Raw genomic sequence first — 24,591 nt, forward strand, 5'->3', positions numbered from 1 at the left:
TGCGATCACTGCGCGTTCGCGGGCGCCAGGTCCTGGACGGCCTCGGAGACCTCGACCTTCTTGCGCAGCACGCCGTAGGCCTGGTAGTTGTCCGCGACCTGCTGGATCTCGCCGACCAGCGGCTGGTCCAGCGGGACCAGGGAGCGGTTGGCGCGCCGGGACATCAGGTCGGCGACGGCGGCGGGCCGCTGGGTCAGCTTCGTGTAGATCGCGGCGTTCTCGGACGGGTGGTCCTGCGCCCACTGCACGGCCTTGCCGTAGCGGGCGACGAAGTCCTGCAGGGCCTGCTTCTTGCCGGCGTCGCCGAGCGCGTCGGTGTTGGCGTCGAGGAAGGTCAGGCCGGGGGCGAGACCGTCCGGGCCGCGCAGCACGCGCGCGCCCTGCTCCTGCTGGGCGACCGCGGTGTACGGGTCCCAGGTGGCCCAGGCTTCGATGGCGCCCGACGACATCGCGGCGGCCGCGTCGACCGGCTGCAGGAAGGACACCGTGACGTCCTCGTCGGTGAGGCCGGCCTCCTTGAGCGCCTGCAGCAGCAGGTAGTGGCCGACCGAGCCCTGGGTCGTCGGGGAGACGGTCTTGCCCTTGAGGTCCGCCACCGAGTGGATCGGCGAGTCCTTCGGCACGATCAGCGAGAGCCCGTACTGCTGCGGGACCTTCGTCGCCGCCACGATCTTGATGTCGTTCGTGGACGACAGGGCGGTCAGGGTCGGCGCGTCGCCGGCCACGCCGATGTCGACGGCCTTGCCGCGCAGGGCCTCCAGCACCGGCGCGGCCGCGGGGAACTGCGCCCACTCGACCTTGTAGGGCGCGCCCTGCAGGGCGCCGGAGGCCTCGAGCAGCGCCTGCTGGATGCCGGCCTGGTCACCGACCTTGATCGTGACGGTGGACAGGTCGACCGGGCCGTCGCCGGCGGAAGCGCCGGAGCCACAGGCCGCCAGCGCCAGGGTGGCGGTGGCCAGTACAGCGGTGAGCAGACGCTTCACGAAGGGTTCTCTTCCAGTGGGTAGAGGGCGGGGAGGTTCACGACGATCCCCTCCTGGGTGCTGCGGGAGATGACGACCACGGCCGGGTTCTCCGGGTCCGGGTTCTCCTCGCGGTGGGGGACGAACGGCGGCACGAAGATGTAGTCGCCGGGCTCGGTCTGCAGCGCGACCTCGCCGGTGCCGTCGTGGTAGACGAACCGCGGGTGCCCGCTGACGATGTAGATCGAGGTCTCGGCCTCGCCGTGGTGGTGGTCGCCGGAGTTGGTGGCGGGCGCGACGCGCGTCTCGCCGGTCCAGAGCTTCTCCGAGCCCACGGTCTTACCGCTGACGGCCTCGCGGCGCGTCATACCCGTGGTCTGCATGGTGTCGCCGGTCAGGTCGGCGTTCTTGATCAGGTGCACCCGGGCCCGGTCCGGCAGCTGTGCCTGCGCGGCGGTGAAGTCGGGGTGGAAGGCGGTGTTGTCGACGTCAGCCATGGTTGCTCCCGGTGGTCAGTTCGAGGACGGAACGCTCCTCGAGATACTCGCGCACGGTGCGCTCCAGGTCCCCCCACGGGGCGCCGCCCGGAACGGTCGCGATGGCGCCCTCGGTGGCCCGGACGACGTCCGCGAGGGTGATCTCCGCGGCGTCCCGGGCGAGCGTGTAGCCGCCCTCGCAGCCGCGGCGGCTGCTCACCAGGCCCGCCTTCCGGAGCTGGATCATGATGTTGACCAGCGAGTTCAGCGGGATCTGCCGGGTGCGGGCCACGTTCTCGCAGCGCACCGGGGAGTCCGCCCCGACGAGCTCGGCGATCGCGCGCAGCGCGTAGTCCAGGCGGGCCGAGACGTGCAGCGGCGCGGCCTTGCGGGACTTCGTCGTCTCCCGGACGGCGGTGTCGACGAACCCGGCGCCCTTCGCGACGCCCTCGAGGAAGGTGATCACGCGGGCGGCGACGATGCGGTGGAACTGGTCGTTGAGGACGTCGTGCACACCGTCGCGGACCACCGCGACGTCCGGTGTCAGCGCGCGCACGGCCTCGACCGGGGCGATGGGGTCGATCTCGCCGTGCAGGACCAGGGTCGGGACGTCCGGCAGCGCCTCCGGGTGCTCCGGGAGGTCGCCGGTGAGCTCGCCCCACTGGAAGTCCGGGTCGGCGTCGAGGACCTGCCGGTGGATCGGGCAGGCGGTGCGGGCGGCGATCTCGGCCTCGTGGTCGCCGGGGCCGGGAACGGCGGAACCGTCGCCGAGCGGGAGGGCCGCGAGCACGAGGGCGTCCGGCGGGGTGGCGGCGGCGATCGTCCAGGCGCGCAGGGCGCCGGCGTCGGAGCCGAGCAGGACGCGGGCCCCCTCGCCCTCGGCCAGGGCGGCGGTGACCTCGGCGTCCGTGGCGTCCGCGTGCGGGACGACGACGGTGTACCCGTCGAAGGCCAGGCGCTTCCCGAAGCGCGCGTAGACGCCCGGGTTCTCGCCGCGGCCGACGAGGACCACGACGGTCCCGCGGACCGCGGCGGCGGGGGTGAAGACGGTGGGGGCGGGAGCTGCTGTGGTCACGCGGACACCTTCTGCGAGCTGTGCCGAGAACGCCGGGCCACCTCGGCCCGGACGAGGGGGAGCAGGTCGCGGCCGTAGGCGGTCGCGTCGGAGATCGGGTCGTAGCCGCGGATCAGCAGCGTGGACACGCCGATGTCGACGTAGTCCAGCATCGCCTGGGCCACGGTCTCCGGGGTGCCGACGAGCGCGGTCGAGTTGCCCGCCGCGCCGGACGCGGCCGCGGTGGCGGTCCACAGGCAGCGGTCGTGGACCTCGCCCTTCTCGGCCGCGGCGAGCAGCCGTTGCGAGCCGACGTTCGTGGGCCCGCTGCGCTCACCCACCCCGCCGGCTCCGCCGGCTGCCGTCCCCCAGCTCTCCCGCATCCGGGTGCCGGTGAACGAGCCGTGCCCGCCCTTGGCGGCCACGATCGCGTCCCGGATCGCGTGGGCACGCTCCCAGGCCTGCTCCTCGGTGGCACCGAGGACGGGGCGGAAGGACACGCTGATCCGCGGGAGCTCCGTGCGACCGGCGTTCTTCGCGGCGGCGTGGACTCGTCCGATCTGCTCGGCGGTCTCGGCGAGCGGCTCGCCCCAGAGGGCGAACACGTCCGCGTGCTTGCCGCCGACCCGGAACGCGGCCTCGGAGGAGCCGCCGAAGTAGATCGGGATCCGGCTGCTCAGCGGGCGGATCTCCTGCTGCACACCGGCCACGTGGTACTGCTCGCCCTCGTGGTCGAAGGCTTCCGGCTCGTACCAGGAGCGACGGACCACGTCGAGGTACTCGTCGGTCCGGGCGTAGCGCTGCTCCTTGTCGAGCCAGTCCCCGTCCCGGCGCTGGTCGACGTCGCTGCCGCCGGAGATGACGTGCATCGCGACCCGGCCGCCGCCGGAGAAGTGGTCCAGCGTGGCGTACTGCCGCGCGGCCAGCGTGGGGGCGGTGAAGCCCGGGCGGTGCGCGACCAGGAAGCCGAGCCGCTCGGAGTGCGCGGCGCCGTACGCGGCGACCTGCAGGCCGTCCGGGGTGGACGACGAGTGGCCGACCAGCACCTTGTCGAAGCCGCCCTCCTCGTGCGCGGACACGAAGCGGCGCACCGTGTCCCGGTCCACGACCGGACCGGCGGCGGGGTGGATCTCGGAGACCTCCTGGGTCCCGATCATGCCGATGAACTCGACACTGGTCATCGTGGCCTCCTTCAGTGCACGCCGAGGCGTGCGAGCAGCTCGGCGCGCAGGCGCTGGAACTCGGGGTCGGTGACGTCGCGGGGCCGGTCGAGGTCGACGGGGGCGTCGTAGCCGATCTTCCCGTCCTGCATGACCAGCACGCGGTCGGCGAGCGCGAGGGCCTCCTCGACGTCGTGGGTGACGAGCAGGACCGCGCAGCCGTGCCGCTGCCACACCTCGTCGACCAGCCCGCGGGCGGTGATCCGGGTGAGCGCGTCGAGCGCGGAGAACGGCTCGTCGAGCAGCAGCAGGTCCGGCTCGCGGACCAGGGCGCGGGCCAGGGCGGCGCGCTGCGCCTCGCCGCCGGAGAGCACCTTCGGCCACACGTCGACGCGGTGGACGAGGCCCACCTCGGTGAGCGCGGCGACGGCGCGCTCGCGGTTCGGCTTGCCGGGCAGGCCCAGGACGACGTTGCGCCACACCTTCTTCCACGGCATCAGCCGCGGGGCCTGGAAGCCGACGGCCCGCTTGCGGGGCACGGTGACCTCGCCGGAGACGTCCCGGTCCAGGTCCGCGAGGATCCGCAGCAGGGTGGACTTGCCGCAGCCGGACGCGCCGAGCAGGGCGACGAACTGGCCGGGCTCGATGTCGAGGTCCAGGTCCTCGATCACGGCCCGGTCGTCGAACCTGCGGGTGAGGCCGCGGACGGAGACCGCCTTCGGGGTCACTTCCCGCTGAACGCCGGTCGCCACGACAGCAGCCCCCTCTCGAGACCACGCACGATCATGTCCGCGACCAGGCCGAGGATCGCGTAGAGCGCCAGGCAGACGACGATGATGTCCGTCGCGAAGAACTCGCGGGCCTTGTTCATCTCGTAGCCGATGCCGGAGGTCGCGTTGATCGTCTCGCCGAAGACCAGGGCCAGCCAGGCGGTGCCCAGCGCGTAGCGCAGGCCGATCAGGAACTGCGGCATCGCCGACGGCAGGATCACGTGCCGGACCTGGCCGAACCAGCCCAGCCCGAGCGTCCGCGCGGCCTCGATGAGCGAGGCGTCGACGTTGCGGATGCCGCCGTAGAGGTTCATGTAGAGCGGGAAGGTCACCGCGAGCCCGACCAGGATGATCTTGGGCTCCTCGTTGATCCCGAACCAGATGATCAGCAGTGGGATGAGGCCGATGACCGGCACGGTCCGCAGCATCTGCATCGGCGCGTCGATGATGTCCTCACCGCGGCGGAAGAGCCCCGCGAGCGTGGCGAGCACGACCGCCGCGACCAGGCCGACCCCCAGGCCGGCGAGCACCCGGATCACCGAGGTGATCACAGCGCTCTGCAGCGAGCCGTCCGCCCACATGCCCGCGGCCGTCTGCACCACGGTCCACGGCGAGGCGAGCGTGTCGTCCTCGAGCACACCGACGCTCGACAGCAGCTGCCACAGGGCGATCAGGACGATCGGCGAGATCGTCTTGAGGACCCAGCGCGGCAGGCGGTCGCCCTTGCGCGCGGTCTCCGACGTCAGCGTGACGGTGTCCACTGCGGACGGGGGCGGTTGCACACGTGCCCGCTCGGGCGTCGTGGTCATGGATGTCCCTTGGGGGCGAACGGGCACCCGGGAGCCAGAACACGCCGGGCGCCCTGGATGGATCGCCGCCGGTGGGTGGGGCGGCGCGGTCCGACGAGGGCGTCAGCGCGGACAGAGGGCCGACGCCACACGCTGGAGGTCGATGTGACCCCGCGTGGTGAGGAGCGTCGAGCCGGTCATGACACCGACGGTAACCCGATCGAGCGCGATTCCCAACTCCGGACGTTGGGATTGCGAAGCCGGTCACAGGGGACGTTCTGCCTGCTGGGACGGCCTGTTCGACAGTCCGGACATTGGTCGCCGCACTGAAGGGCGTCGGCCGGTGTGCGGGTTCAGGAGGTGGAATCGGACGCCGACCGTCCTCACCGGTCCGGTCGCCTCGAGGAATGCGTCGCCCCGCCGTCGAGAACGGGGCGGCCCCTCCCGGGCGACCGACGCGGGCCGCACGGGGGAGGGGTGACCGCGCGGGCCCCCGCGCGGTCTCCGTTCACCCCGCCGGGTCAGACCTCCGGAGCGGCGTCGAGGGCGGGGTCGGCGTCCAGGTCCATCTCTCGCCGCAGGATCTGGGCGGGGACGGAGACGCTGGTGCGCGGGCGCCGCATCGGCGTTCGCAGGGCGATCGTGAGCTCGTGTGCGAGGTCGTAGCCGTAGTCGCTGTGCGGATCCTGATCGCCCGACATCGTCGTCTCCTTGCTGCCGCCGGGATCTTGCCTACGCTCCGTCACGGGACGTGCCCGTTGGGTGCACGAGAATCATCGCCCGGTCGGTCACCGTGCGGCAAGGAAAGTCCACCGACCGGAGTCGACTCTCCACGGTCGGGGGACGGGCGGTGGCGTGTCCCGGATCTGCTGTTTTGTGAGGACAAAGTCTTGACAGTTCGCCGCACGGTCCCGACCATTGGTCCTCGTTGGAGCGCTCCAATGCTGCGCTCCGCCGGCTGACGACGAGGTGGTCGACGACATGGGTAGGGAACGGCTCGAGCGCTACGACCTGACCGGACCCGAGAACCGCGCCGCGGTGGAGGCCGGGCTGGCCGGCGCGACGTGGTTCCGCAGCGCCGTCCCGCGCAAGCGGATGAAGGAACTCATGCGCCGGTCCGACGCGCCGGCCATCCGGGACACCGCGCTCTGGATCGGGCTGATGGCCGTGTGCGCCGGCGCCGGGATCGCGCTCTGGGGCAGCTGGTGGGCCGTGCCGTTCTTCCTGGTCTACGGCGTGCTCTACGGCTCGGCCTCGGACTCCCGCTGGCACGAGGCCGGGCACGGGACGGCGTTCACGACCCGCTGGCTCGACGAGGCGGTCTACCAGATCGCCTGCTTCATGATCATGCGCGACCCGACGGCGTCCCGGTGGAGCCACACCCGCCACCACACCGACACCCTGGTCGTCGGCCGCGACCCGGAGATCAACGTGATGCGCCCGGCGCGGCTCGCGAAGCTGCTGGCCAACTTCTTCGGGCTCGTCGACGTCCCGCTGGCCTTCCGGGCCATGGCGATCCACGCCGCGGGGCGGCTCACGGCCGAGGAGGCGGACTACGTCCCCGAGTCCGAGCGGCCCACGGTGTACCGCACCGCCCGGATCTGGCTCGCGATCTACGCGGTGGCCGTCGCCGCGGCGATCGTGTTCGGCACCTGGCTGCCCCTGGTGCTGATCGGCGGCCCGCGGATCTACGGCACCTTCATGCACATCGTCTACGGGCTGACCCAGCACGCGGGCATGGGTGAGAACGTGCTCGACCACCGGCTCAACACCCGCACCGTGCGGATGTGCCGGGTCAACCGCTTCCTCTACTGGAACATGAACTTCCACGTGGAGCACCACATGTTCCCGATGGTCCCGTACCACCGGCTGCCGGAGCTGCACGAGGAGGTCAAGCACGACTGCGCGCCCGTCTACCCGTCGCTGTGGGCCGCCTACAAGGAGATCGTGCCCGCGGTCCTGCGGCAGATGAAGGACCAGGACCACTACGTCAAGCGCGAGCTCCTGCCCGGCGCCGCGCCCTTCCACATCCCGAACGAGCTGACCGACGGCCGGGCCCGTCCGCTCGCCGCCGCCGGATCGAGCGCCGGATCGAGCGCCGCATCGAGCCCGGCCCCCGCCTCCGACCCGACCGCCGCCTGACCCACCACAGGAGACCCGTCATGCCCCAGTGGATCGCCGCCTGCGCGACCGACGACGTCGACCCCGAGGACGTCATCTCGTTCGAGCACGCCGGCAACGCCTACGCCGTGTACCGCTCGCCCGACGACGCCTTCTTCGCCACCGACGGCCACTGCACCCACGAGCGCGAGCTGCTCTGCGACGGCCTCGTCATGGGCGGGGTGATCGAGTGCCCGAAGCACAACGGCCGCTTCGACTACACCAGCGGCAAGGCGCTCGGCGCCCCGGTGCTGGTCGACGTGCGCACCTACCCGACGAAGGTCGAGGACGGCACCGTCTACATCGAGGTCCCGTGACCGGGCCCGGCGGCGTCGTGCCCGGCGGCGTCGTGGTCGTCGGGGCCGGCGAGTGCGGCACCCGGGCGGCGCTGGCCCTGCGTGAGGAGGGGTACGCAGGGCCGGTCACGCTCGTCGGCGGCGAGCCCGGGCACCCGTACGAGCGCCCGCCGCTGTCGAAGGCGGTGCTGTCCGGGGCCGCCGACCTCACCCCGCTCTGCACCCCGGAGCGGCTGGTCGACGCGGGGGTGACCCACCTCGCCGGGGTCGCGGCGACCGCGCTCGACGTGCGGGCGCACGAGGTCGCGCTCGCCGACGGCCGGGTGCTCGGCTACGAGCGGCTGCTCCTCGCGACCGGCGCCCGGGCCCGCCCGCTGCCCGGTGCGCTCGTGCTGCGCAGCCACGCCGACGCCGTCGCGCTGCAGGCGCGGCTGCGGCCGGGGACCCGGGTCGGGGTCGTCGGCGGCGGGTTCATCGGCCTGGAGGTGGCGGCCACGGCCGCCGGGCTCGGCTGCGCCGTGACCGTCGTCGAGGCCGCGCCCCGGCTGATGGGCCGCGCGGTGCCGGAACGACTCGCGGCCCGCGTCGCCGCCCGGCACGCGGAGGCCGGGGTCGCCGTCCGGTGCGCCAGCCCGGTCGCGCGGCTCGAGCCGGGCCGGATCGTGCTCGCCGACGGGCAGGTCGTCGAGACCGACGTCGTCGTGGCCGGGATCGGCTCGGCCCCGGAGACCGCCCTGGCCGCGGCCGCGGGCCTCGCGGTGGCCGACGGGATCGTGGTCGACGGGTCGCTGGCCACCTCGGCGCCGGACGTGTTCGCGGCGGGGGACTGCTGTTCCTTCCCGCATCCGCTCTACGACGACCGCCGCGTGCGGCTCGAGTCGTGGCGGGCCGCCCAGGAGCAGGGCGTGCACGCCGCCCGGGCGCTGCTCGGGGACCCCGAGCCCTACGCCGCGGTGCCGTGGTTCTGGAGCGACCAGTACGAGCTGTCGTTGCAGGTCGCGGGCCTGCCCGGGGCAGCGACCGAGGAGGTGGTCCGCGTCCGGCCGGACGGCGCCGAGCTGTGGTTCGGGCTCGACGCCGGACGCCTGGTGGCCGTCGCCGGGATCGGGACGGGCACCGCCGTCGCCAAGGACGTCCGGATCGGCGAGCTGCTGATCGCGCAGCGGGCCGCACCCGACCCCGCGGCCCTGGCGGATCCCGGGGTCGCGCTCAAGCCGCTGCTGCGGGCGCCGTCGCCCGTCGGGTGAGGCACGCCGGCGGGAGACTCGGCGTGGGGTCCGGCATGGGATCCGACGCGGTAGCGTGACGCCGCTGCCGTCCCGGGAGGCACGTGTGGGGATCCGCGAGACCGGCCGGCCGACCCTGGAGACGGTCGCCGCCCGGGCCGGGGTGTCGAAGTCGCTGGTCTCGCTCGTGCTGCGGGACTCGCCGAAGGTCAGCCCGGCCCGCCGGGAGGCGGTGCTGGCCGCGATCGCGGAGCTGGGGTACCGGCCCAACGCGGCCGCGCGCCGCCTGGCCGAGCGTCGCTCGCACAGCGTCGGCGTGCTGCTCAACGACCTGCACCAGCCGTGGTTCGCCGACGTGCTCGACGGGGTCGGGCCCGTGCTGCACGCCGAGGGCAAGCACATGCTGCTCGGCGACGGCCGGCTCGACCGGATGATGGACGACACGCTGACCTGGTCGTTCCTGGAGCTCGGCGTCGACGGCCTGATCGTCGCCGGCTCCGGGCCGCCGTCGGCCGCGCTGGTCGATGTGGCCCGCCGGATCCCGACCGTCGCCGTCGGCGGGCGGGACCTGGACGACGACGGCGACCTGCCGACCGTCGACGTCGTGGCGTACGACGACCGCGCGGGCGCCGCCCTCGCCGTCGGGCACCTCGTCGAGCTGGGGCACCGCCGGATCGCGCACCTCGCCGGCCCGCCCGGCAGCGCGGGCCGCGACCGGGCGCAGGGGTACGAGGAGGCGATGCGGGCGTCGGGGCTGGGCGCCGAGATCCGGGTCGCGGCGAGCGACGTGAGCGAGGAGAGCGCCCGCCACGCCGCGTCCGCGCTGCTGCAGGGCCCGGACCGACCCACCGCGGTCTTCGCCTACAACGACATGGTCGCGATGGGCGTGTCCTCGGCCGCCGTCCGGCTGGGGCTGCGCGTCCCCGAGGACCTCTCCCTCGTCGGGTTCGACAACTCCGGCCTGGCGCGCCTCCCCGCGGTGTGGCTGACCAGCGTCGACGGAGCCGGCGAGCACATCGGCGCGCGGGCCGCGCGGATGCTGCTGGGGCGGATGGCCGAACCGGCGCGGGCCCGCGAGGTGGAGCTGGTCGCGCCGACCCTGGAGGTGCGCGGGTCGACGGGCGCACCCGCGGGGGTGTCCGCGGGCCCGGCCGCGCTCTAGGGTGTTCTTGTAGAGCGTTCGTTCAGTTCGGGCGACGCGGACGAGCAGTCAGCCGCGAGCAGTGGCGAGAAGGCAGTGGGAGGAAACGTGTCGGACGAGGTCCTCGTCGAGCGCCGCGGTGCGGTGCAGGTCATCACGATCAACCGGCCGCAGCAGAAGAACGCCCTGAACCTCGGCGTGGCGCAGGGGATCGCGGCGGCCGTCGACGAGCTCGACGCGTCGGACGAGCTGCGGGTCGGCGTGCTCACCGGGGCCGGCGGTGCCTTCTCCGCCGGCATGGACCTGAAGGCGTTCCTGCGTGGGGAGAGCCCCTCCATCGAGGGCCGCGGGTTGTGCGGGATCACCCAGGCCCCGCCGCGCAAGCCGCTGATCGGCGCTGTCGAGGGCTGGGCGCTGGCGGGCGGGTTCGAGCTGCTGCTGGCGTGCGACCTCGTCGTCGCCGCGCGGACCGCGCGGTTCGGGGTGCCCGAGGTCAAGCGCTCGCTGGTCGCCGCGGGCGGGGCCGCGCTGCACCTGCCGCGGCGGCTGCCGCCGGCGATCGCCCTGGAGCTGCTGCTCACCGGCGACCCGATCTCCGCCGAGCGCGCCGCGGAGGTGGGCCTGGTCAACCGGGTGACGGAGGAGGGCGGCGCCCTCGAGGGCGCGGTCGCGCTGGGCGAGACGATCGCCGCGAACGGGCCGCTGGCCGTGGCCGCGACCAAGGAGGTCGCGCGGCAGACCGTGGACTGGACGCTCGCCGACATGTGGGCGAAGCAGGAGCCGATCATCCGCCCGGTGTTCTCCTCGGAGGATGCCAAGGAGGGCGCCACGGCGTTCGCGGAGAAGCGTGCGCCGGTGTGGAAGGGCCGCTGACCCGGACCTGACCCGGACCTGACCCGGCCCTGACCAGCCCCGTCGGCCGCTGATCGGCCGCTGGCCCCGGCCCGCGCAGGAGGTGGCGCGGGCCACGGGAACGGTTTCGCCGGGTGGCCGACGGGAACACCCTCCCGTCGGACACCCGTCGAGAGGAGACTCCCCGTGACCGGCTTCTTCGGGCCCGGATCAGGCTTCCCGCACACGGGTCCCGGCGATCCGCGCGGCCCCGTGCACCGGATCGACCTGACGCGACTCATGAGCCAGGGCGCGAAGGAGATCATGGCCGCCGCGGCCCAGGAGGCGGTCGACCGCGGCGACGCCGATCTCGACGCGACGCACATGCTGCTCGCCGCGACCCGCTTCGAGCCGACCCGCAAGTGGCTCGCCCGGGCCGGGGCGGACCCCGACACCGTCGCCGACGCGCTGGAGAAGGGGCTGCCGCGCGGCGAGCAGACCGGCCGCGCCCCGGCGCTCACCCCGGCCGCGAAGCGCGCGCTGCTCGACGGGCACCAGATCTCCCGCTCGTTCGGCTCCACCTACATCGGCCCGGAGCACCTGCTGCTCGCGCTGGCCGCCAACGAGGAGTCCGCGGCCGGCCGGTTGCTCGCGGAGGCCCGGTTCGCGCCGAGCGCGGGGCAGACCCGCACCGGCGGCCCGGCCCCCGAGGCGCCCGCGAACTCGTCGACCCCCACGCTGGACCAGTACGGCCAGGACCTCACGCAGGCCGCCCGCGACGGCCGGCTCGACCCGGTCATCGGCCGCGCGGACGAGATCGAGCAGACGATCGAGGTCCTCTCGCGGCGGACCAAGAACAACCCGGTGCTGATCGGCGAGGCCGGCGTCGGCAAGACGGCCGTGGTCGAGGGCATCGCCCAGCGCATCGCCGACGGCGAGGTCCCCGACACGCTGAAGGGCCGGCGCGTCGTGCAGCTGGACCTGTCCGGGGTCGTCGCCGGCACCCGCTACCGCGGCGACTTCGAGGAGCGGATGCGCTCGGTGATCGAGGAGATCCGGGCCCACACCAAGGAGCTGATCGTCTTCATCGACGAGCTCCACACCATGGTCGGCGCCGGGTCCGGCGGAGGCGGCGACGGCGGCGGCGGGTCGATGGACGCCGGCAACCTGCTCAAGCCCGCGCTCGCCCGCGGTGAGCTGCACGTCATCGGCGCCACGACGCTCGACGAGTACCGCCGCCACATCGAGTCCGACGCCGCGCTGGCCCGCCGGTTCCAGGCCGTCTACGTGCCGGAGCCGTCGGTCGAGGACACCTACGCCATCCTGTGCGGGCTACGGGACCGGTACGAGGCGCACCACCAGGTCCGCTACACGGAGGAGGCGCTCGAGGGCGCCGCGGAGCTCTCGGACCGCTACATCACCGACCGCTTCCTGCCGGACAAGGCGATCGACCTGGTGGACCAGGCGGGCGCCCGGGTGCGGCTGCGCACCCGAACGCCGAGCGTCGACCGTCGTGACCTGGAGCAGCGCCTCGAGCAGCTGACCCGGGACAAGGACCAGTGCGTGGCCGACGAGCAGTTCGAGCGCGCCGGCGAGCTCCGGGACGAGATCGCGGAGGTCCGCACGCAGCTCGCGGCCGGCCGGGGCGCGGGTCCGGGCGGGGTGCCCGAGGTCGGCATCGAGGACATCGCCGAGGTCATCTCCCGCTCCACCGGGATCCCCGTCGCGCAGCTCACCGAGACCGAGCGGGAGCGGCTGCTGCGCCTGGAGGACGAGCTGCACCGGCGCGTCGTCGGGCAGGACGAGGCGGTGCAGGCGGTCGCCGAGGCCATCCGCCGCTCGCGCACCGGGCTCGGCGATCCCGACCGGCCCGTGGGCAGCTTCCTGTTCCTCGGTCCGACCGGCGTCGGCAAGACCGAGCTGGCCAAGGCGCTCGCCGTGGCGCTGTTCGGCGAGGAGGACCGGATGGTCCGCCTCGACATGAGCGAGTACGGCGAACGGCACACGGTCGCCCGGATGGTCGGGGCGCCCCCCGGCTACGTCGGCTACGGCGAGTCCGGCGAGCTCACCGAGGCCGTCCGGCGCCGCCCGTACTCGGTGCTGCTGCTCGACGAGATCGAGAAGGCGCACCCGGACGTCTTCAACACGCTGCTGCAGGTCCTCGACGACGGCCGGCTCACCGACGGGCAGGGCCGCACGGTCGACTTCCGCAACACGGTGATCATCATGACCTCGAACGTGGGGTCGGAGCTGATCACCAGCCGCGGCGCGACCCTGGGCTTCGGCTCCACCGCCGAGCGCACGTCCGAGGCGCCGGAGGACGCGGTGCTGCGGGAACGGCTGATGCCGCGGCTGCGCGAGGTCTTCCGGCCGGAGTTCCTCAACCGGATCGACGAGACCATCGTCTTCCGCCGGCTCGAGCCCGAGCAGCTCGAGGAGATCACCGGCCACCTGCTGCACGAGGTGGAGGAGCGGTTGTCCGAGCGGCACATCGCGCTCGACGTCGATCCCGAGGCCGTCCACTGGCTCTCCGAGCACGGCTACCAGCCCGAGTTCGGCGCCCGGCCGCTGCGCCGCACCATCCGCCGCGAGCTGGAGAACCGGCTCGCCGGGCTGCTGCTGGCCGAGCAGATCGACGAGGGCGCGCGGGTGCACGTGGGCGTGAAGGACGACGCGCTCGACCTCAGCGTGCGGCCGGCGCCCGAGCCGGTGGGCTGAGGCGGTTCCGCAGCGCCGCCGTCCCCACCGCCCAGGCGGTTCCTCAGCGGCCGTCGCCGAGGAGCGCGGCGATCCCTCACCCCGCGCGGGAGCGGCGGGCGTAGCGGGCGAGGAGCAGCGGGGCGGCCACGGCCAGCGCCGCCGAGGCCACCAGCGTGACCCGGAGGATGGCGGGGAAGTCGCCCGCGTCGGCCGCCGGGCCGGCCACGGCGGTGCCGGCGGCGCTGCCGAGGAACAGGGTCGCGGCGAAGAGCGCGATCGTGGTCGCCCGCTCCTGCGGAACCACCGAGGTCGCCCAGTTCTGCAGGGTGGAGTGCAGGAAGGCCCAGGCGCCGCCCAGCAGCAGACCGCCCACCACCGCCGTCGGCAGGGTCACCGCGGCTGCGGGGACGCCCCACCCCGCGACCAGCAGGACCCCGCCGACGGCGGCGAGCGCGGTCGTCGACAAGCGGCCGACGAGCGGGCGGACCGAGCGGGAGAACAGCACCACGCCCACGCCGTAGCCGGCCGCCGCGAGCCCGGAGACCGTCGGGGAGAAACCGAGGGACTCGACGGCGGGCGCGACATAGGTGAGCACGCCGATCACCACCGCACCCTCGGCGAAGACCAGGACCAGCACGACGAGGGCCCACCGCTCGCGCAGGACCGTCGCCAGCGCCTGCAGCGGGGCGGACGGCGTCTTGCGCGGCGGTTCGGGCAGCCGGCGCAGGACGACGCCGAGCATGAGCGCGAGGAGCGCGGTCACGGCCAGCACCACGCGCCAGCCGGCCCAGTCCCCGAGGGCGCCGGCCCCGGCGGTGGCGACGGCGACGCCGAACGACGTCGCCGCGGCCAGGTCCACCAGGGCCCGCTGCCGGATGGACTGCGGCCAGGTGTCGCCGACGTAGACCAGACCCGCCGGGTTGACCGCGCCGAAGCAGCCACCCGTGATCGTCCGCAGCAGGGCCAGGACCAGCACGGACGGTGCGAACGCCGACGCGACCCCGGCGATCCCGGCGATCACGAGCGCGATCCGCATGACCCGGACCAGCCCGATCCGGTCGCCGAGCATGCCCCACACGGGCTGCAGGAGGCCGTAGGCCAGGAAGTACGCCGAGGCGACCGCGGCAGACTGGGCCAGCGACGCGCCCAGCTCCGCCCCGATCGCGAGCAGCAGCGGCGAGATGGCGAACCGGTCGAGGCTGCTGGTCGCCACCGCGGCCTGCAGCAGCCGCAGGGCGCCGCGGCCGCCGGGTGGTTCCGTCGTGGAGCTCATCCCAGCCAGGCGTACGCGGTCTGGCGGGAGATCCCGAGGGCCTTCGCCATGGGGCTGATCTCGAGCCCGCGTTCGCGGCCCTCGAGCAGGAGGCGGCGTTGCTCGGCGCGCAGCTCCTCCATCCGCACGGCCACGTCCGTCATCTCGGCCAGCAGCGCCTGTGCCTCGTCGCCGGCGCCCGCGCGCGAGCGGCCGGCTCCGGGGCGGGGGAAGGCACGGACCTCGTCGGCGGACCAGCGGCGGGGCCCGTCGCCGGGGAGCGCGGCCGGTGCCTGGCCGCGGGAGACGTAGCTCGCCCAGGTCCCGGGCCGCACGCCCCACGCCTCCGCGCACTGCGCGGCCGTCCAGGTCTCCACGCCCGCGATCCTAGGTTCCGGCATGCCGGTGGTCGTGGCCGCGGCGGTGTCCGGGGTCGTGCTTCGCGGGGCCGCGGGCTCGCCCGGAGAGGTCACCACCGCCCGCGGTGGTTCGGCAGGCGCGCGGCCGCGACCGCCGCCGCGGTCAGCAGGCCGGCCAGCACGACGAAGCAGATCGCCGCCGCGAGGCCGGGATCGTCGGAGGCGGTGACGGCCGCGGTCGTCGCCGAGACCGCCGCGATGCCGCCGATCTGCCGGAACATGATCCGCAGCCCCGAGACGGCGGTGACGTCGTCGCGCACCAGGTGCATCCCGGCGTTGTTCGCCGCCGGGCCCGCGAGACCCATCCCGAGCCCGGTCACGGCCGCGGCGAGGGTCAGCCACGCCGCGGGGGAGACCCCCGCGGGCGGCAGGGCGCCGAGGACCAGGCCGGCGACGATCCCGCCCAGCCCGACCAGCAGCAGCGGCCGGTGCCCCACGCGGCGCAGCAGCGCGACCGACACCCCGGACGAGGCGATCGTGCCGATCGCCCGGGCGGTCAGCAGGACGCCGGCGGCCAGCGGGAGCACGGCGTAGCGGACCTGGGCGTAGAGCGGCAGGAGCGCGGAGAAACCGATGATCGCCGCCCCGAACAGCACGTTCGTGATGTTCATGATCCCGAGTCCGCCGCCGCTGAGCAGCCGCGCCGGCACGACGGCGTCGGCGTGCCGGCGAGCGTGCCGCAGGAAGAATGCGCCCGCGACGAGGGCCACCGCGCCGGCCAGGGCCACCCCGACGGGCCCCGCGACCCCGTCGGCGATCGCGCCGACCCGGGTGATCGCGACCATCATCGCGAGCAGCGCCACGGTCAGCAGCCCGATGCCGGCGACGTCGACGCGCTCCGCGCGGCTCCGCGGCGGGTCCTGGATCAGGAGCGCCCCGGCCACCACGAGCACCGCGCCGATCGGCAGGTTGACCAGGAAGATCCCGCGCCACGACCACACGGTGAGGATCAGGCCGCCGACCAGCGGGCCGAGGATGGCGCCGATCGGGAAGACGCTGGTGAACAGGGCCAGCGCCCGGTCGCGGTCCCGGCCGAACGCGTGGGCGACGATGCCGTTGGCCGCCGGCAGCATGAGCCCGCCGGCCAGGCCCTGCACGAACCGGCAGGCGATCAGCTGGCCGATGTCCGTGGTCGCGGCGCACGCGCAGGACAGGGCCGTGAACGTGGCGACGGCCCACAGGAACACCCGCCGCCGGCCGAACTGCTCAGCGAGCCGGCCGCCGAGCGGCAGGGCGAGGATCTGGCCGACCGCGTAGATCGTGACCGTCCAGCTCGCCCACGCCAGGCTGGCGCCCAGGTCCCGCTCCAGCGTCGTCAGCGCGGTCGCCACCGAGGTCTGGTCCAGCGAGAACATCAGCAGGGCGACCCCGACGACCGCGAACACGGCACGCCGGCGAGGGAGCGGGGCGAGCTCGGCGCCGTCCGCGGCCGGCAGTTCCCCGGGTGCCGTGGCGCGGACGGTTTCGGACACGAGGGCGCCACCTGCCTTCCCGGGAGTTATCGGGCACAGTAGTTTGCTTGACGCAAGCAAAGCAAGTGGCGCGGCCCGGCTCAGCCCTCGCCGCCCTCCAGGATCTCCTGGTGCAGGGCGAAGGGGGCGCCGAAGGGATCGGTGAGCACCGCCATGCGCCCGAACGGCGTGTCCTGCGCGGCCATCATCACGCCCCCGCCGCGCTCGGCGGCGGCGGCGACGGACGCGTCGACCGACTCGACGCCGAAGTAGACGAGCCAGTGGCTCGGGGTGCCCTCGGGAGCGCCCATCGTGCCGCCCATCCCGCCGAGCGGCTCGTCGCCGAGCCCGAAGGTGCCGTACTCCGTGAGCGGGAGGCCCGGGACCTCCGCGAACCGGTACGGGAAGAGCCCGCCGTAGAACTCACGTCCGCGCTCGACATCCGTGAGCCGCGCGTCCTCCCACACCAGCGAGCCGGGCTGGTTGAACACCTCGATCCCGACCTGCCCGGCCGCCTGCCAGAGCCCGAACACGCCGCCGGTCGAGTCCGCGCACACGGCCATCCGGCCGGTCTCCGGGATGTCCATCGGGCCGGCGAGCACCGACCCGCCGCCGTCCGTGACGAGCTTGGTGGTGGCCTCGACGTCGTCCGTCGCGAGGTAGAGGGTCCAGAAGCTGGGCTGGCCCTCCTGCATGACGGGCCCGATGCCGGCGGCCGCACGGCCCTCGGTCTGGCAGAGGTTGAAGTGGCCGTACTCCTCGCCCGTGTCGACGAACGACCACCCGATCACGGCGCCGTAGAAGGCGAGCGCCGCCGGGAGATCGGGTACCGCGATGTCGGCCCAGCAGGGCGAGCCGTTGGGCCACGGGGTGTCGGTGAAGGGCATGGCGATCTCCTCCGGAGCAGCGGATGCCGGTGCGCAGCGGAGCGTCCCACCGGGCACCGACGATTCCGGAGAACGGTGCGCCGAGCGGTCGTCCGCCCGCAGTCGGTTCCGCTCCCGGCGGCCGGTCGTCACGGCCTCAGCACGGCTTCGAGGTCTTCCCCCGGGCGCATAGCACCGCGGGCCGGTGTAGCCCGGGTACGGGTTCTGCACCGCTGATCCGGACGAGCTCGACGAGCCGGCTCGTGACCCGGAGGAACTGCCGGAGGAGCCCGTCGAGGGTGCGGAAGCCCGGTCACGCGCGGCCCGGTCCGTTACGCGCCGTCCACGAACTCCGCCCGCACTCCGAGCAGTCGCACCGCGCGGTCCTGCCGGAACCAGCCGGCGACCTCCAGTGCGGCGGCCTCGAGGACCGCGGGGTCGCGGGTCGGGGCGGGGAGGGTGGTGCTGCGGGTCCGGGTCAGGAACGGCGCGTAGCGGACCTTGACGCCGACCCGGGCGACGTCGCGGCCCTCGACGGTGACGTCCTCGGCCACCCGCGCCGTCAACGCGGACACCTCGGCGAGTACCGCCGTCCAGTCCTCGAGGTTCGCCGGGAACGTCGTCTCGCGGCTGCGCGAGCGCGGGACGTACGGCGAGGCCTCCATCTCGGCGCGTCCCATGCCACGGCCGAGCGAGACGTAGTACGGCCCCATCCGCGGACCGAGCCGCTCGCCGACGGCCGTGGGGGAGGCCTCGGCGAGCTGGGCGACGGTGTGAATGCCGAGCTCGGCGAGCTTGCGGGCGGTCTTCGTGCCGATCCCGTGCAGGGCCTCGGTGGGCCGGTCGCCGAGCGTCGCGAACCAGTTGTGCGCCGTGATCCGGTGGACGCCGCCGGGCTTGGCGAAACCGGTCGCCGTCTTGGCGCGCAGCGTGTTGTCGCCGATCCCGACCGCGCACGACAGGCGGGTGCGGGCGCGCACCTCGGCCTGGATCCGGCGGGCGAGGGCCTCCGGGTCCTCGCCGTCCCACTGCAGGAAGGCCTCGTCCCAGCCGATCACCTCGACGACCACCGGGAACTCCCTCAGCACCGCCATCACCTCCTCCGACGCCGCCTCGTAGGCCGGGTTGTCGGCGGGGAGGAAGACGGCGTCGGGGCACTTCCGCGCGGCCAGCCGCATCGGCATCCCGGAGTGCACGCCGAACTCCCGCGCCTCGTACGAGGCGGTCGCCACGACGGTCCGCGCGGCGGGGTCGCCGTTGCCGCCGACGACCACCGGGCGGCCGGCCAGCTCGGGGTGCCGCCGCTGCTCGACGGCGGCCAGGAACTGGTCCAGGTCGACGTGCAGCACCCAGCGGGTCACCCCGTGAGTGTGCCCGCCGCGGGTGGCCGGTCGCGCGGGAACGGCGACGGGCGGCACCCGTCGGGCGCGACGATCCCGGACCGGGCGGGCGTCGCGGCGGCATCGAGGGCACCCGCGACCAGCCGCAGGGTCCGCCGGTCGACGCACGTCGCGAGCAGCTCGGCCTGCTCGACGGCGTCGGGACAGGAGGCGGACGCAGCCCGGTGCGCCCGGCAGAGTGCGTCGAGGTCGAACAGCGGCTCGCCGGGGAGCGGGCGGACGGGGCGGGGCACCCCGAGCGCCGCGGTGAGCAGCCGGAACGCCCCGAACCCGACGACGTACAGCCCGCTGGGCAGGGCCCCGTCGGCGTCGGGTGCCCCGGCCGGCGACCACCGTGAGACGGCTACGACGCCGCCGTCGGCCACCGCCCAGGCGTCGACCGCGGGCGCGTGCGGGTGCCGCGTCCACGCCGTCGGGAGGCTCTGCGCGGCGAGCCACTCGCGGACCCGGGAACGCGTGTCCGGAGCGACGTCGAAGACGGTCGGCGCAAGCGAAGAACGGCCGAACATCCCGGTCCACTCGCCCGTTCCCGTCGACATGGCACCTCCCCCGAGTGGCAGGAGCATAGGGGCGGCGGTGCTCTCCCGGCAGCGCTGTGCACCGATCCGGGCACACAGAGTCGTCATGCCGGCGAGCGAACTGCTACTCACGGTGAGCGAAATGCGGAAACGACACGATCGTGCGACACCGCGGCCGGCCGGTAACGGGGCAGGATGGCTCCCACGATCCAGGAAACGACGAGCGTTCCACTGGCGACGGACAGTTGGAGGACGAGATGAGTGGCGAGCAGGAGCACGGCACCCCCGGCGGCACCGGGGAGGCCGAGGGCGTGCGGCCGTTCGTCCCGCGCCAGGCTCCGTCGCCCTGCGACCTCGCGAAGGTCCGCCGCCTCACCCCGCGCCCGCGGGTGTCGCCGGAGGCCGCCGAGCGCGAGCCGATGGAGCCGCGGGGCCCGGTCCGCGACCCGGACCGCGCACGGATCCTGCTGCGCTATGCGCGGCTGATGAGCACGGGCCGCCCGATCTTCTGCAAGCCGAGCCGTGCCGAGCTCGCCGGCACCGCGCCGCGGCGGCAGGGCGTCGGGGCGGACGGCAAGGTGATCTACCCGGATCGCGAGTCCGCGGAAGCGGCTGCCCGCGAGCTGGAGGAGCTCGGCGCCCGGGCGCAGCGGGCCTATGTCTGCAAGCGCTCCCGTCACGGTCACTACCACCTGACCACCGACCTGGTCCGCGAACGGCGGCGCGCCGCCGAGGTCCCGGAGCAGGCCACGGGGAGCCCGCTCGACCCGCGGGCTGCGGCGGCGCTCGCCGCGATCCCGCACCAGCGGGACCGCCGCTCCGCCTGATTGCGCCCGTTCCCGCTGATCCTTCTGCGTCGTCCCGCGACCCGGGACGGGTTTGAGTTCCGTCTTTCCGGCGACCCCGACCTCGGCTACCGTCGCGTGTGTCGACGATCACACGGTGATCGTCGACACCCGTCCACCACCGGGGAGGAACGTCCGTGAACCCGTACCGCCTGCAGGAGCGCATCGACTCCGTGCCCGACTCGCTCGACGCCGGCCAGCGGGCCCGCCTCGGCGCACACCGCCGTGCCGTCGAGGAGTGCCGCGAGCGGATCGCCGAGCTCCGCGGGGAGCTGCGTCGCGCGCTGTCCGGCATCGACGGACCGCGCTCGACCCTGGAGGTCATGACGGAGCTCGACTCGCTCGAGCGCGTGCAGCAGCGCCTGGACTCGCGCCTGTCCGATCTCTGTGACGAGCTGACCGACACCGCGCCGGCCGTGCGCTACGGCGACGACGCGCCGTTGGGCTGATGGCGCTGGGATGCAGGCATAGATACAAGCTTGCATCTGACTTGCTAGGGTCCGGGGGTGCCCCCGAACCCCGACAGCCTGTCCACCACCGTGCAGGCGGACGCCGTGCCGTCCGGCACCGCGCAGGCTGAGACGGTGCAGGCCGAGACGGCGCAGTCCGGCACCGACGGGCAGGCGCCGGCCGCCGACCGGGCCTACGCGCTGACCAAGGAGCTGGTGCTCACCGGCGAGCTGCCCGGCGGGCACCTGTTCAGCGAGGGCGACATCGCGGCGCGGCTGGGCGTGAGCCGCACCCCGGTGCGGGAGGCCTTCCTGCGGCTGCAGGCCGAGGACCTGCTCACGTTGATCCCGAAGCGCGGCGCGGTCGTCGTGCCCGTGCCGCCGGGCGAGGCCGAGGACGTGCTCGACGCCCGCGAGGCCGTCGAGACCGCGGCCGTTCGCCGGCTGCTGCGGCGGCCCGAGCAGGTGCCGGAGGCCGTCGCCGCGCTGCGGGCGGCGCTGGAGGTGCAGCGCGGGCACGCCGATCGCGGCGACCTGCACGCCTTCGCCGAGGCCGACGAGGCCTTCCACCGGACCCTCGTCGCGGCCGGCCGCAATGCGCTGACCATGCGGTTCTACGCCACGCTCGCCGACCGCCAGCGGCGGATGAGCGTGCACGCACTCGGTCCTGTGCCCGACCAGCTCCCGGTGGTGCTGCGCCAGCACGAGGAGCTGATCGGGATCGTCGAGGCCCGCGACGAGGCGGCGTTCGCCGTCGCACTGCGGGCCCACCTGGACGGGACGCACCGGCGATGACCACGACGGAGAACGGGCGGAACCTCTGGCGGGCCGCCGCGGCCGCCGTCTTCGCCTGCGGCTGGGGCGGCAACCAGTTCACCCCGCTGCTGGTCATGTACCGCGAGTCCGGGCTGTCGGTCCTCACCGTCGACGCGCTGCTGGGCGCGTACGTCGTCGGGCTCGTGCCCGGCCTGCTGACCGTCGGGGCGCTGTCGGAGCGGTACGGCCGCAAGCCGGTGATGCTGGCCGGCACGGCCGCATCGCTGGTCGCGAGCGTGTTCCTGGCGATCGGTGGCGTCGGCTGGATCGCGGCGGGCCGGTTCGTGACGGGCCTCGGCGTGGCCGTGGCGATGGCCGTCGGGTCGACGTGGGTCACCGAGCTGTCTGTGCGCGGCGGGGCGGAGCGGGCCACCGGCACCCGGCGGGGCGCGCTCTGGCTGACCCTCGGCTTCGGGCTCGGCGCCGGGATCGCGGGCGTGCTCGCGCAGACCTTGATTTCCTTGGGGGCGCCGTTCCCGATGGAGCTGCCCTACGCCGTGCACGCGGTGCTGGCCGCGGTCGCGCTGCTCGCGATCGCCCGGTTGCCGGAGACCCGCCCGGCCCCGGTCGCCGCCCGGCCCACCGGCCGCTTCGCGGGGACCCGGCACCCGCGGTTCCGGCGGGTGATCACGCCGATGGCGCCGTGGATCTTCGGCTCGGCTGGCGTGGCCTACGCGATCATGCCGCAGCTGGTGGGGGACCGGCTGGGGACGTGGGGGCTGGCCTACTCGACGTTGCTCACCGTGTGCACGCTCGGCGCCGGTGCGCTGGTGCAGCCGCTGGCCAAGCGCCTGGACCGGACGACGAGCGCGCGCGGCGTCGTCGTCTCGATGATCGTGATGTCGGCCGGACTGGCGGTGAGCGCGGTCGCGGCCGTGGTCCGGTCGCCGGTCGTCGCGCTGGTCGCGGCCGTGGTGCTCGGCGCCGCGTACGGGATCGCCGTGGTCTCCGGGCTGCTGGAGCTGCAGCGCCTGGCCAGGCCCGACGAGCTGGCCGCCCTCACCGGGGTCTACTACGCGCTGGCCTACGTCGGGTTCCTGCTGCCGTCGATCCTCGCCGTGCTCAGCGGGGTCGCGAGCTACCCGGTGCTGCTCGGCTGCCTGGTGCTCGTCGCGCTGGGCGGGACCGCGGTGATCGTGCGGCACTCCCGGCGTCACCTCCCGGTCCCCGCGTAGCTCCTCGACTCGCGGGAGCTCAGGGCGCGACTCGCGGGTCAGGAGGGCTGGAGCTCGTCGGCCCGGTCGTCGGGGCGGTCGTCCGGGTGGCCGTCGTAGCGGTCCCCGGACCCGCCCCGCAGCCGCTTCGCCTCGGCGAGGCCGGCCGGACCGGTGCGCGCCAGGGCGTGCAGGGCCAGGTCGCGGTGCACCGGGTCGTCGGTGCGGGCGAGGAAGCGGCCGATCTCCCGCGCGGCCTCGGCCGGGGTGCGGGCGGCGACCCAGGCGTCGAGCTCGGCCTCGGCGACCGCGCTGCGCACCTCGGACATCCGCACGCACACGTACTCGAGGTCCTCGTCGGCCAGCTCGCCCGGCAGCGGCGCGTGCAGGCCCTGGTCGATCAGGGTCTCGTGCACCGCCCACAGCCCCATCGGGGTGAGCGAGACGATCGTGGGGTCCGGGTCGTCCCGGCCCGCCAGCTCCACCAGCCCGTCGAGGTCCTCGGCGTCGAGCAGCTCGCCGAGCTCGACCGCGCCGAGCAGCTCCAGCGCGTCGAGCAGGGCAGTGACGTCGCGTCGCCAGAGCCGCTGCTCCGCGTCGCCGGCGAGGTCGTCGACCACGCAGCCGCACTCCTCGTTGACGGCCTCGCGGACCAGCCGGTGGAACAGCTCGACCGGGACGGGCCCGCCGCCCGCGGCGTAGAGCTCGAGCCACAGGATCGGGAACGCGTCGGCGAGCGACATGCCGAACAGCGACGGCGCCCCGAACACGTCCGTGCCGCCGAGGTGGTCGCCGATCCGCCCGACGGCCCCGAACACCCGCCGCCACAGCTCGATCGGCCGGTGCAGGTCCTTCGCGGCGCTCTTCACCGGGACCAGCCGGCCGTGCAGCGAGCGGACCAGCCGGGCGGCCTTGGCCCAGTGCAGCAGCATCGAGGTCTCGGGCAGGTCCGTGCTGCTGCGTGCGCTGTCCCGGTAGAGCTGGTCGAGGCCGAGCAGGTCGGCGAGGGAGAGCGCGTCGGCGAGGCCGAGCTTGCCGTCCCGGGTGAGTCGGCGCCCCGCCCGCACCCACACGGTCAGCTTGCGCAACAGGTCGAGCGCGGTGCTGTCCTGCGCGGCGACGACCATCTCGGCCGCGCTGGGCAGCAGCACCGGCGGCAGCTCGGGCGCCGGGGCGGGGTCGCGCGACGCCTCCTGCTCGCGCCGGGTGATCTCGGCGAGCGCGGCCCGGTCGATGTGGACCTCGCCGGAGCGGGCGCGGTCGAGGAAGCGCTGCACCGCACGCGGATCGGCGGGGTCGACGCCGTGCCGGCGCAGTTGGACGCCCCAGAACTTGCCGAGGTCGTAGTTGCGCTCGTCGGCGATCCCGTCGAGCAGCGCGGGGGTGGAGTCCCGGACCTGTGCGTGCAGCTCCGCACGCGAGGCGGAGCGGTGGTCGAGCCCGTCGGCGTCGGCCAGGAAGTCGATCAGCGCGTGGAAGGCCTCGGGGACCTCCTCGGCGTCGAGCACGGTGACGTGCCGCGGGAACCACATGCCGAGCGCGTCGGCGACGTGCGCCCGGGTCCACCGGCCGAGCCTGCGGTCCAGCGCGTACTTGTAGTCGAGCGCGGCGGCGACCAGGAAGACGTCCGCCGAGACCCGCCGCCGGCGGGCCCACGTCAGGAAGGCCTCCAGCAACCGGTCCCGAGCTCCGGCGTATCCCTGGTCGTCACCGGGGGCGAAGACGAGACGCATCGCCATCCACCTTCTCAGCCCGGCGGGCCGTGCGGGACAGGGGGTCCGCGGATCCGCGACCGGCCGGTGCGGTAGGGGCGCCGCACACGCGACGGCGCCCCGGCACACGGCCGGGGCCCGTCGG

Annotated in this window: 25 protein-coding genes; 10 read left to right on the forward strand and 15 right to left on the reverse strand. The window is 74.4% G+C overall.

What is annotated here, in order from left to right:
* Positions 1-5: 5 nt before the first annotated feature.
* From LWC33_RS10245 to LWC33_RS10275, 8 genes are all read right to left on the reverse strand, one after another.
* Positions 6-983, reverse strand: a complete 978-nt coding sequence (locus tag LWC33_RS10245) for an ABC transporter substrate-binding protein (RefSeq protein WP_233304044.1) — start codon at positions 981-983, stop codon at positions 6-8.
* Entirely contained in the window at positions 980-1,459 is a 480-nt protein-coding gene (locus tag LWC33_RS10250; RefSeq protein WP_233304045.1) for a cupin domain-containing protein, read from the reverse strand. The genes LWC33_RS10245 and LWC33_RS10250 overlap by 4 nt, the downstream gene beginning before the upstream one ends.
* Entirely contained in the window at positions 1,452-2,513 is a 1,062-nt protein-coding gene (locus tag LWC33_RS35900) for an Rrf2 family transcriptional regulator (protein WP_233304046.1), read from the reverse strand. Before LWC33_RS35900 ends, LWC33_RS10250 begins: the two co-directional genes overlap by 8 nt.
* Entirely contained in the window at positions 2,510-3,673 is a 1,164-nt protein-coding gene (locus LWC33_RS10260; RefSeq protein WP_233304047.1) for an LLM class flavin-dependent oxidoreductase, read from the reverse strand. Before LWC33_RS10260 ends, LWC33_RS35900 begins: the two co-directional genes overlap by 4 nt.
* An 11-nt stretch (positions 3,674-3,684) precedes the next feature.
* Positions 3,685-4,380 carry an ABC transporter ATP-binding protein gene (locus tag LWC33_RS10265; protein WP_233304048.1) on the reverse strand — a complete coding sequence of 232 codons (696 nt, stop codon included), beginning with the start codon at positions 4,378-4,380 and terminating at the stop codon, positions 3,685-3,687.
* Positions 4,377-5,231 carry an ABC transporter permease gene (locus LWC33_RS10270; RefSeq protein WP_233304049.1) on the reverse strand — a complete coding sequence of 285 codons (855 nt, stop codon included), beginning with the start codon at positions 5,229-5,231 and terminating at the stop codon, positions 4,377-4,379. Before LWC33_RS10270 ends, LWC33_RS10265 begins: the two co-directional genes overlap by 4 nt.
* Before the next feature lie 102 nt (positions 5,232-5,333).
* Positions 5,334-5,411 (reverse strand): putative leader peptide, encoded by a 78-nt coding sequence (locus LWC33_RS36495; protein ID WP_372476589.1) that lies wholly within the window; start codon positions 5,409-5,411, stop codon positions 5,334-5,336.
* 320 nt (positions 5,412-5,731) lie between these two features.
* Positions 5,732-5,911, reverse strand: coding sequence for a hypothetical protein (locus LWC33_RS10275; RefSeq protein ID WP_233304050.1), 180 nt, complete (start codon positions 5,909-5,911; stop codon positions 5,732-5,734).
* Positions 5,912-6,191: 280 nt separating this feature from the next.
* Between LWC33_RS10275 and LWC33_RS10280 the strand changes: the two genes are divergently transcribed.
* From LWC33_RS10280 to LWC33_RS10305, 6 genes are all read left to right on the forward strand, one after another.
* Complete coding sequence (locus LWC33_RS10280) at positions 6,192-7,352, forward strand: fatty acid desaturase family protein (RefSeq protein WP_233304051.1); 1,161 nt, start codon at positions 6,192-6,194, stop codon at positions 7,350-7,352.
* Between the two features lie 20 nt (positions 7,353-7,372).
* The gene (locus LWC33_RS10285; protein ID WP_233304052.1) at positions 7,373-7,687 is read left to right on the forward strand and encodes a MocE family 2Fe-2S type ferredoxin; all 315 of its coding nucleotides are present in this window, start codon (positions 7,373-7,375) and stop codon (positions 7,685-7,687) included.
* Complete coding sequence (locus LWC33_RS35905; RefSeq protein WP_233304053.1) at positions 7,684-8,913, forward strand: NAD(P)/FAD-dependent oxidoreductase; 1,230 nt, start codon at positions 7,684-7,686, stop codon at positions 8,911-8,913. The genes LWC33_RS10285 and LWC33_RS35905 overlap by 4 nt, the downstream gene beginning before the upstream one ends.
* 85 nt (positions 8,914-8,998) lie before the next feature.
* Entirely contained in the window at positions 8,999-10,054 is a 1,056-nt protein-coding gene (locus tag LWC33_RS10295) for a LacI family DNA-binding transcriptional regulator (RefSeq protein WP_233304054.1), read from the forward strand.
* A gap of 87 nt (positions 10,055-10,141) precedes the next feature.
* The gene (locus LWC33_RS10300) at positions 10,142-10,906 is read left to right on the forward strand and encodes a crotonase/enoyl-CoA hydratase family protein (protein ID WP_233304055.1); all 765 of its coding nucleotides are present in this window, start codon (positions 10,142-10,144) and stop codon (positions 10,904-10,906) included.
* A gap of 165 nt (positions 10,907-11,071) precedes the next feature.
* The gene (locus LWC33_RS10305) at positions 11,072-13,582 is read left to right on the forward strand and encodes an ATP-dependent Clp protease ATP-binding subunit (RefSeq protein ID WP_372476587.1); all 2,511 of its coding nucleotides are present in this window, start codon (positions 11,072-11,074) and stop codon (positions 13,580-13,582) included.
* 76 nt (positions 13,583-13,658) lie between these two features.
* Here LWC33_RS10305 and LWC33_RS10310 read toward each other — a convergent pair whose 3' ends face one another.
* From LWC33_RS10310 to LWC33_RS10335, 6 genes are all read right to left on the reverse strand, one after another.
* Positions 13,659-14,837: an MFS transporter gene (locus tag LWC33_RS10310; protein WP_233304056.1), complete on the reverse strand. Its 1,179-nt coding sequence runs from the start codon at positions 14,835-14,837 to the stop codon at positions 13,659-13,661.
* On the reverse strand, positions 14,834-15,193 hold the full coding sequence (locus LWC33_RS10315) for a hypothetical protein (protein WP_233304057.1): 360 nt from the start codon (positions 15,191-15,193) through the stop codon (positions 14,834-14,836). The genes LWC33_RS10310 and LWC33_RS10315 overlap by 4 nt, the downstream gene beginning before the upstream one ends.
* Before the next feature lie 92 nt (positions 15,194-15,285).
* Entirely contained in the window at positions 15,286-16,707 is a 1,422-nt protein-coding gene (locus LWC33_RS10320) for an MFS transporter (protein WP_233304058.1), read from the reverse strand.
* 80 nt (positions 16,708-16,787) lie between these two features.
* The gene (locus LWC33_RS10325) at positions 16,788-17,573 is read right to left on the reverse strand and encodes a VOC family protein (RefSeq protein WP_233304059.1); all 786 of its coding nucleotides are present in this window, start codon (positions 17,571-17,573) and stop codon (positions 16,788-16,790) included.
* 311 nt (positions 17,574-17,884) lie between these two features.
* A complete protein-coding gene (locus tag LWC33_RS10330; protein WP_233304060.1) occupies positions 17,885-18,913 on the reverse strand; it encodes a DNA polymerase IV in 1,029 nt (342 codons plus the stop codon).
* The gene (locus LWC33_RS10335; RefSeq protein ID WP_233304061.1) at positions 18,910-19,491 is read right to left on the reverse strand and encodes a hypothetical protein; all 582 of its coding nucleotides are present in this window, start codon (positions 19,489-19,491) and stop codon (positions 18,910-18,912) included. The genes LWC33_RS10330 and LWC33_RS10335 overlap by 4 nt, the downstream gene beginning before the upstream one ends.
* Before the next feature lie 236 nt (positions 19,492-19,727).
* Between LWC33_RS10335 and LWC33_RS10340 the strand changes: the two genes are divergently transcribed.
* The 4 genes from LWC33_RS10340 to LWC33_RS10355 all read left to right on the forward strand — a co-directional run bounded on the left by LWC33_RS10340 (position 19,728) and on the right by LWC33_RS10355 (position 22,755).
* A complete protein-coding gene (locus LWC33_RS10340) occupies positions 19,728-20,297 on the forward strand; it encodes a hypothetical protein (protein ID WP_233304062.1) in 570 nt (189 codons plus the stop codon).
* A gap of 155 nt (positions 20,298-20,452) precedes the next feature.
* Positions 20,453-20,764: a magnesium transporter CorA family protein gene (locus LWC33_RS10345; RefSeq protein WP_233304063.1), complete on the forward strand. Its 312-nt coding sequence runs from the start codon at positions 20,453-20,455 to the stop codon at positions 20,762-20,764.
* A gap of 57 nt (positions 20,765-20,821) precedes the next feature.
* Entirely contained in the window at positions 20,822-21,559 is a 738-nt protein-coding gene (locus LWC33_RS10350) for a GntR family transcriptional regulator (protein ID WP_308190924.1), read from the forward strand.
* Entirely contained in the window at positions 21,556-22,755 is a 1,200-nt protein-coding gene (locus LWC33_RS10355) for an MFS transporter (protein WP_233304064.1), read from the forward strand. Before LWC33_RS10350 ends, LWC33_RS10355 begins: the two co-directional genes overlap by 4 nt.
* A 38-nt stretch (positions 22,756-22,793) precedes the next feature.
* On the opposite strand, the gene LWC33_RS10360 is transcribed toward LWC33_RS10355, so the two are convergent.
* Positions 22,794-24,467 (reverse strand): hypothetical protein, encoded by a 1,674-nt coding sequence (locus LWC33_RS10360; RefSeq protein WP_233304065.1) that lies wholly within the window; start codon positions 24,465-24,467, stop codon positions 22,794-22,796.
* Between the last annotated feature and the right edge of the window lie 124 nt (positions 24,468-24,591).

This window comes from Pseudonocardia terrae (assembly GCF_021343995.1).
Classification (GTDB): Bacteria; Actinomycetota; Actinomycetes; order Mycobacteriales; family Pseudonocardiaceae; genus Pseudonocardia; species Pseudonocardia terrae.